Below are 4440 nucleotides of genomic sequence, written 5' to 3'. Positions count from 1 at the left end.
AGCTGGCGAGGGTGCCGTGCGGGACGGTGCAGCTCCCGATGCGGCCGTAGACGGCGGCGGTGGGGGCGGCGGCGAGCTCCCGGGCGAGGGTGCGGATGGTCCCGGCGTCGACGCCGCACGCCCCCGCGGCGGCCTCGGGGGTGAAGTCCCGCATCGCCGCGGCCAGTTCGTCGACTCCCTGGACGTGCGGGGCGAGCTCCTGGAGGTCGACGAGCTCTTCCTCGAACAGGACGTGCGCCATCGCCGCGAGGAGCAGCGCGTCGGTGCCGGGGCGGACCGCGACGTGCCGGTCGGCGAGCCGGGCGGTGCGGGTGCGGCGCGGGTCGATCACGGTGAGGGTGCCGCCGCGGGCCTTGAGGGCCTTGAGCCGGCCGGGGAAGTCGGGGGCGGTGCACAGACTGCCGTTGGACTCGAGCGGGTTGGCGCCGATCAGCAGCAGGTGGTCCGTGCGGTCGAGATCGGGCACGGGGATGGCGCCCGCGTCCCCGTAGAGCAGCCCGCTGGAGACGTGCTTGGGCATCTGGTCCAGCGTGGAGGCGGTGAAGACGCTGCGGGTCCCGAGACCGGCGAGCAGGACGGGCGGGTAGAGGCCACCGGCGATCGTGTGCACGTTGGGGTTGCCCAGGACGACTCCCACGGCGTGCGGCCCGTACTGCTCGACGACCGGCCGCAGCCCGGTGGCGACGGCGTCGAACGCCTCCTCCCAGGTGGCCTCGCGCAACTCCCCGTCCCGGCGCACGAGGGGCCCGCGCAGCCGGTCCGGGTCGGAGTCGGCGGCCCCGAAGGAGGCGCCCTTCGGGCAGATGAACCCCTTGCTGAATACGTCCTCCCGGTCGCCGCGCGCGCCGGTGACCCGGGTGCCCTCGACGGTGAGCGTCAGCCCGCAGGTGGCCTCGCAGAGCGGGCAGATACGCAGGGCGGTGCGGGACACGGGTCCTCCCGGTGGGACGGCGACGGCGATGACGCACGAACGGGGCGAGCATACCGACCGGTATGCACGCTGGGGAGTCCTCGGACCGCAGGGTGACGCCCACCACAGCGAACCCCGGCCTTCTAGTCGAGCGCCCTCCCCAGGTACGCCCGCAGCAGTTCCCGCATCTCCGCGATGATCTTCTCGTCTCCCTCCGGGGACACCCGGAAGGCCAGGTGGACCAGGGTGTCCGCGGTTTCCACCGCGATCAGCAGCATGCGGCGCAGGGCCTCGTCCGGGTCCCGGCCGAGGTACGCCGACAGCAGTTCGGTCAGACGGTCGGCGACGCGGTGGTTCGGTTCGGCATGGCGGGTGCCGACCGGGATCTGGTTGCCGAAGTCGACGAGGGAGAACCCGGGTGCCGTGCGCTTCATGTCCAGGTACTCGTCGAGCATGGCGTCCATGGCGGTGCGCCACCCGCCCTCGCCCCGCGCCTCGGCCAGGCGGTGGGTGACGCGCTCGGTGTAGCGCTCCAGGTTGCGTTCGGCCAGTGCGCCGACCATGGCCCGCTTGTTGCCGAAGAAGCGGTAGACGGAGCCTATGGGGACGCCCGCGCGCAGGGCCACGGCGCGGGTGCTGAGGTCGTCGTAGCCGACCTCGTCGAGCAGGTCGGCGCAGGCGTCGAGGATTCTGGTCAGTCGTTCGGCGCTACGGCGCTGGACGGGCGCGCGGCGCAGCGATGTCGCTTGGGGCACGGGCTTCATCATGCCTTTCCGCCGAGTGCAGGTGAACCTCGCTTCTCTGTACGGGAATCGGTGGACTCTGCACTCATCGGGCGTGCGTGAAGTTCGTCTCGTGCTCGCGGGGCTCGGCGTTGCTTCCTCCGCGCCGGACGCCGGGCTCGGCGCCTCCTGCGTCCCGGACGCCGGGCTCGGCGCCTACTCCGTCCCCGACACCGTGATGTCCGCCGTGCTCTCCACCGGCTTGCCGTGCACCGCCCACACCGTCTGGTCGTCCGCGTACAGCCGGGCCGTGACGTGGTGTGTGCCGCGCGGGACCAGCCGGCCGGGCAGACGGTACTCGGGGGTGCGCAGCCGGACGAGGGCGTGGCCGTCCAGATAGAGCCGTGCCGTGCCGCGGCCGGCCACGGCCACCGGGCGTGTCCCGGGGGGCGAGAAGCGGAAGTGGCGGACCGTCAGCCGCACGGCCCAGGCGCCACCCGAGGCCGGCTGCACCTCGACCGCAACCTGGGGCGCGCCCTTCTCCTCGATCTCACGGTAGTGCCGCCCTTCCTCATCCGTGCCGTCCAGTACCTTGCCCACCGGCGAGGCCGACACCTCGCCCTTGCGCTCGTGCGCCTCGCTGGTGGCGCAGCCCGCCGAGCCGCCGAGCAGGGCACCCACCGCGAGCGCGACGAGCAGTCCGCGCGTCCACGACATGCCGGAGAGCGTATTGCGCCCTCCCGGACGGCCGGATCCCCCTGAAGTCGGGTTCTCGTGTCCCCCGCCAGTCGCACTCGATCTCCGCCTTCTTCTCCACCTCCGCCAAGCCTCTCCCCCTTGCGCACCCGTCCAGCGAATCCTACGGTGATGCATAGGAATCAGCGACGAGGGAGCGGCGATGAGCGGGGACGCGAGGAAGATCGCGGAGGGGCTGTCCTATCTCTCCGGGTTCGGCAACGAGCACAGCTCGGAGGCGGTCCCGGGCGCCCTGCCCGAAGGCCGCAACTCGCCGCAGCGCGCCCCACTCGGGCTGTACGCGGAGCAGCTGAGCGGTACGGCGTTCACCGAGCCGAGGGCACACAACCGCCGCTCGTGGCTGTACCGGGTCCGCCCCTCGGCGGCGCACCCGGCCTTCACCCGCACGGACAACGGCACGATCCGCACGGCCCCCTTCACCCAGTCGGTGCCCGACCCCAACCGGCTGCGCTGGAACCCGCTACCGGAGCCCGCGGCGGGGACCGACTTCCTCGCGGGCCTGTGGACCCTCGGCGGCAACGGCGACGCCACCCAGCGCACCGGCATGGCCGTGCACCTCTACCACGCCAACGCCTCCATGGAGCGGGTGTTCAGCGACGCGGACGGCGAACTCCTGATCGTTCCGGAGCGCGGCGGGCTGCTGCTGCACACCGAGTTCGGGATGGTGCACGGGGAACCGGGCCATGTGGCGCTGATCCCGCGCGGGGTGCGCTTCCGTGTGGAGCTGCTTGATGAGTCGGCGCGCGGTTATGTGTGCGAGAACTACGGCGCGCCCTTCCGCCTCCCCGACCTCGGCCCGATCGGCGCCAACGGCCTCGCGAACGCGAGGGACTTCCGGGCGCCGGTCGCCGCGTACGAGGACGTCGACGGTCCGGTGGAGGTGGTGAACAAGTTCTGCGGCAACCTCTGGACGGCCACCTACGACCACTCACCGCTCGACGTCGTCGCCTGGCACGGCAACCATGTGCCGTACATCTACGACCTGCGCCGTTTCAATGTGCTCGGGACCATCTCGTACGACCACCCGGACCCCTCCATCTTCACGGTGCTCACGTCCCCGTCCGACACCCCCGGTCTGGCGGGCGTCGACTTCGTGGTCTTCGCGCCGCGCTGGCTGGTGGGCGAGGACACGTTCCGGCCGCCGTACTTCCACCGGAACGTGATGAGCGAGTACATGGGCCTGATCGAGGGCGCCTACGACGCGAAGGCGGAAGGCTTCGTGCCGGGGGGCGGCTCGCTGCACAACATGATGTCGGCGCACGGTCCGGACCGCGAGACGTTCAAGAGGGCGAGCGCGGCGGAGCTCGAACCGCAGAAGATCGATGACGGGTTGGCGTTCATGTTCGAGACGCGCTGGCCGGTGACCCTCACACCGCAGGCCGCCCGGGCGGAGCACCTGCAACGCGGGTACGACGACGTGTGGCAGGGCCTCGAACGCCATTTCCGCCCCTTGCACTGAGAGATCTCCCACCGGTACGGATGGCCTGTGACCTCCTTCGCCCCTGACTCGATCGTCCTGAACCGCAAGCTGCCGCTCTGGTACCAGGTGTCGCAGTCACTGCGTGCCTCGATACTCGGCCGCGCGCCCGGGGATCCGCTGCGCCTGCCCACCGAGGAGCAGCTGGCGGGGCACTACGGGGTCAGTGTGCTGACCATGCGGCAGGCGCTGAAGGAGCTGGAGGACGAGGGCCTGATCACGCGCCACCGCCGACGCGGCACGTTCATCGAGCCCGGCGCGCAAAGAGGCGCCCCGGTGCGACTGCTGGGCTCGGTGGACGCGATCGTCGCCCAGCAGTCCGGTATGACGACGGAACTGCTCGACCACGGCGGGCGCCCGGTGCCGGGCGAACTCGCCGAGCACTTCCCGGATCTGGCCGAGGTGGCGACGTACCACCGGCTGCGCAGCGACGAGAAGACGGGCGAGCCCACCAATCACGCCCGCAACTACGTGCGCCCCGAACTGGCCGAGCGCATCGACCTGGACGACCTGGTGCGCTGGCCGATGACCAAGGTGCTGCGGGACGCGGTGGGCGCGGACATCAGCCGCATCAC

At 71.6% G+C, this 4440-nt stretch carries 5 protein-coding genes; 2 read left to right on the top strand and 3 right to left on the bottom strand.

The window, feature by feature from the left end:
- From C3488_RS39220 to C3488_RS39210, 3 genes are all read right to left on the bottom strand, one after another.
- On the bottom strand, positions 1 to 931 hold a 931-nt coding region (locus tag C3488_RS39220; protein ID WP_181139382.1), incomplete at its 3' end, for a molybdopterin-dependent oxidoreductase.
- Positions 932 to 1053: 122 nt separating this feature from the next.
- The gene (locus C3488_RS39215; protein ID WP_103845584.1) at positions 1054 to 1674 is read right to left on the bottom strand and encodes a TetR/AcrR family transcriptional regulator; all 621 of its coding nucleotides are present in this window, start codon (positions 1672 to 1674) and stop codon (positions 1054 to 1056) included.
- Positions 1675 to 1848: 174 nt separating this feature from the next.
- Positions 1849 to 2349, bottom strand: coding sequence for a hypothetical protein (locus C3488_RS39210; RefSeq protein WP_103845583.1), 501 nt, complete (start codon positions 2347 to 2349; stop codon positions 1849 to 1851).
- Positions 2350 to 2530: 181 nt separating this feature from the next.
- Between C3488_RS39210 and hmgA the strand changes: the two genes are divergently transcribed.
- Both hmgA and C3488_RS39200 read left to right on the top strand, forming a co-directional pair.
- Positions 2531 to 3847: a homogentisate 1,2-dioxygenase gene (gene hmgA, locus C3488_RS39205; RefSeq protein WP_103845582.1), complete on the top strand. Its 1317-nt coding sequence runs from the start codon at positions 2531 to 2533 to the stop codon at positions 3845 to 3847.
- A 27-nt stretch (positions 3848 to 3874) separates the two neighbouring features.
- On the top strand, positions 3875 to 4440 hold a 566-nt coding region (locus C3488_RS39200), incomplete at its 3' end, for a GntR family transcriptional regulator (protein ID WP_103845581.1).

Source organism: Streptomyces sp. Ru72 (assembly GCF_002920635.1).
In the GTDB taxonomy this organism is placed as follows: domain Bacteria; phylum Actinomycetota; class Actinomycetes; order Streptomycetales; family Streptomycetaceae; genus Streptomyces.
Note: the sequence above shows the minus strand (reverse complement) of the source record. Positions and strands in the feature narration are given on the sequence as shown.